This window comes from Paraburkholderia sediminicola (assembly GCF_046030555.1).
Classification (GTDB): Bacteria; Pseudomonadota; Gammaproteobacteria; order Burkholderiales; family Burkholderiaceae; genus Paraburkholderia; species Paraburkholderia sediminicola_E.
Genome location: NZ_JAQQCH010000058.1, coordinates 1 through 2,979, shown reverse-complemented (window position 1 = coordinate 2,979; position 2,979 = coordinate 1). Strand labels below are relative to the sequence as shown.

The following is a 2,979-nucleotide window of genomic DNA, read 5'->3' as shown; positions in this document are numbered from 1 at the left end:
CGTACCTCCTGAGCCAGAGTTGCACTGACTTCCGTCTGTTACAACCGCCCCTGGATTCGTGCTGCTCAGACACGAAGCAGTGCCTAGAATCCCGGAAACGAAAGAGTTAGCGGCAGCACCTGCGTTGGCGTCCGTTGCCACTCCTGCGGCAGTCCCTACTGCCACCGCGGCCACCATCACCAGCTTCCTCTTGCTAGCCTTCCCCCGGCCCTTCGTCAGTTCCGATGCGACAGCCCAGCCACCCGTGACGGCGTTGCTAATGATGCGATAAACGTGGTTCATGACATTCCAAAAGATGTAGTTACGGAAAATTGTTTGCATGCGCCACTGGTATCCGTCGACATTTTGGTTGTCTTGGAAGCATCGCCGTTAAGACATGACAGTTCGCGCAACAGAAGAAATTCTAGATATCGCCACGTAGGACGAATATGAGACAAATCTTAAAAAGGACTATCTAAAAAGAGGGATCTAGGACTGGGGCAACGGGGGCGCGACAGCAGTCGTCGCCCTTCGGGTTCGAGCACTGAATCAGATGGTGTGAATGCGGCGGACCTTCACACATGGGCGTGGCATGGGAGAACACTAAAGTCTCGCGAGAAGCGCTAAATGGCAACCGCATCGCACGCGTTTGGTGAATCCAGGGGGTCGAAAAGGATTCGCTGAGGCATCCAGCGCAGCGAAGTCGGCGCCTTGGTGCCCAGGATATTTCATCATTTGACTAAATGCATGCGTAGGTGTTGCCTGATGCGGTATTTTTCGCAGTCAGATTTTTCGAAATGGCATCGACGGTATGTCGGTCACTTTGTCCGGAATTGTTTTCTCTCGCCCTGATTTTTCCCCACGCACCTTAAGAATTTCCCTCGCGTTTTGCTGATTCGAATTTGGCTTGGGTGCGGAGATTGGCATCTCGAACGATGAGCTGCATGCGCGCGGCCCGGTGGGTTTGGAAGGGCTGACGTTGCTCAAGTACATCGTGCTGGGCCACGGCGAAGGCCGGCAATAAGCGCGGCGCTGCTTGTACGGGAGCGGGTCGGAATCGGCGTACATTCCGATGCCACTACGTAGTACATGAGGACCGCTGATGCTTTGGGTAAAAACGTTTCACATCGTTCTGGTTGCTTCCTTGTTTGCTGGCCCGTTCTACCTGCCGCGCATCTTCGTCAATCTGGCGATGGAAACGGAGCCCGCCGCGACGGCGCGTCTTTTGACCATGGCGCGCAAGCTGTTCCGCTTCATGACGTTTATCGTGGTGCCGGCACTGGCATGTAGATTATGGCTGGCGGTGGAGATCGGGCTCCGGCAGCGGGGGATTGCGATTTTTATATATAGGAATCCTGTATTAACGAGTCGCGAGCGATGCAACCGCCAAGTACTGCTCGAGTTGCTGGTAGAGACGTGTAAAGGGTATTGCGCGAAGTGGAATGAGGCCGCGAATTGTATTAGGCAATTGCGCTCGATGCATGCCCCATCGCTCATCGCCGGATTACGGCTAGTGCGGAGGCGAAGCTGCTCGCAAAAGCAGGACAGGAAATCACGAAGGCTCACGCGGAGCTGAACCGCGCGAAGCTGTGACGCGTAAGGTGACATGGGAAGACAGACATAGCTATTGCTGGTGCCCACTGACACACCGGCCAATACGGTCCACCCAATAAACCAGGAGGCACGAGCAAATCGTATCTCCTATTGCTCGAAAGTCATTGACGGTGGCGTGCAGGCCGCACTTATTTTCCCATCTGCGAACCATTTGTACCGGCATGACTCGCCAGTCTTCTGATTTGCGGACGAACACATCCGTGAACGAGTAGTCCACCGGTCGGGCAGCGGGGTTCAGTTTGAAAAGATTGGTGCCGGTGACAACGGCCGTGTCGCCGTTCACGCGCACATCCACATCGATCAAGGTTTGAGTTGATCCCGACGGCGGTGGCGACGCCAACAGAAGATCTGACTTGCTACGACGTATGCCGTTGGGCGCGGTCTCCACGAAAGAATCGTCGAGCGGCTTGTCGAGCGTGACGTGGTCAGGGTTGGCGAGTGCTGCAATCTAGGTCCACTCCATCGTTTTTTAAGATCGTTTTATCTTGATCCGCCGCAAATGCGGGCGAAACCGTCAAACAAAGTAACAGGGCGCTAAGCGCGGTCAGGAAAGCGAATTTTATGGCAATAACCTAAACAAATTGCGTCGTGAAGTTGAAAACTTGACTGCTGGTTCGATTGTTGGGTGATATGCAATTGCTTTGCTTTTAATAACGGTCTCTGAAGTTGGACGGCTATGAAACTAAAATTCTTTGAAGAATTTTTATTTGGTGCGAAGTAATTGTAAAAACTCAAGTATTTTTTGGTTAATGAAAATAAGACTATTCTTATTTTTTTGGGCTCCGCAAGTTCATCAAATAGCGGTGGCAACTCTCCTTTCCAGTCTTGGTGCTCCGGAGGCACGCGCACGCTGAGTTATGACTACGGCGCAACTGTATTTTCTTGCCTGAAATCCGCACTTGCAACAGGTGTTTGAGATAAATCCTATTCAAAGCATATTTCGCGAAGTCTATCGTTACGACATCGCCGCGTGGATTAATGAGATTGCAAAGAAACTTCTCATTTCCGCGGTAATTTTAACAACCCTATGGTTGCGATTGGATGTCTGGGATGACCCGTTTGGGTCGACTGCACTGCGCCGAATGGGTTACTTCACCTTAAACAGGCAGAATTGTGAATAAGTCGTACAAAACAGTTTGGAATGAAACGACCGGGACGTATGTCGCGGCATCCGAAGTTGCGAAGAGCCGGGGAAAAGGTACTAAGAGCAAGGTGGTACTCGTGGCCGCGATGGTGGCGGCAGGAGTGGCAACGGACGCCAACGCAGGTGCTGCCGCTAACTCTTTCGTTTCCGGGATTCTAAACACTGCTTCGTGTCTGAGTAGCACGAATCCAGGGGCGGTTGTAACAGACGGAAGTCAGTGCAACTCTGGCTCAGGAGATACA

General features: G+C 52.4%; 3 protein-coding genes and 1 pseudogene. 2 read left to right on the top strand and 2 right to left on the bottom strand.

Translation table 11 applies throughout. From position 1 onward, the window contains the following. A partial coding sequence (locus tag PQQ52_RS34550; RefSeq protein ID WP_408221505.1) for an ESPR domain-containing protein occupies positions 1 to 282 on the bottom strand: 282 nt, incomplete at its 3' end. 799 nt (positions 283 to 1,081) lie between these two features. On the opposite strand from PQQ52_RS34550, the pseudogene PQQ52_RS34545 reads away from it, so the two are divergent. Next, positions 1,082 to 1,303 (top strand): annotated as a pseudogene (locus PQQ52_RS34545) (CopD family protein); the annotation flags it as partial. A 300-nt stretch (positions 1,304 to 1,603) separates the two neighbouring features. Here PQQ52_RS34545 and PQQ52_RS34540 read toward each other — a convergent pair. Then, positions 1,604 to 2,041 carry a nuclear transport factor 2 family protein gene (locus PQQ52_RS34540; RefSeq protein ID WP_408221503.1) on the bottom strand — a complete coding sequence of 146 codons (438 nt, stop codon included), beginning with the start codon at positions 2,039 to 2,041 and terminating at the stop codon, positions 1,604 to 1,606. A gap of 665 nt (positions 2,042 to 2,706) precedes the next feature. Between PQQ52_RS34540 and PQQ52_RS34535 the strand changes: the two genes are divergently transcribed. After that, positions 2,707 to 2,979: ESPR domain-containing protein (locus PQQ52_RS34535; protein WP_408221501.1), on the top strand; the 273-nt coding region annotated here is incomplete at its 3' end.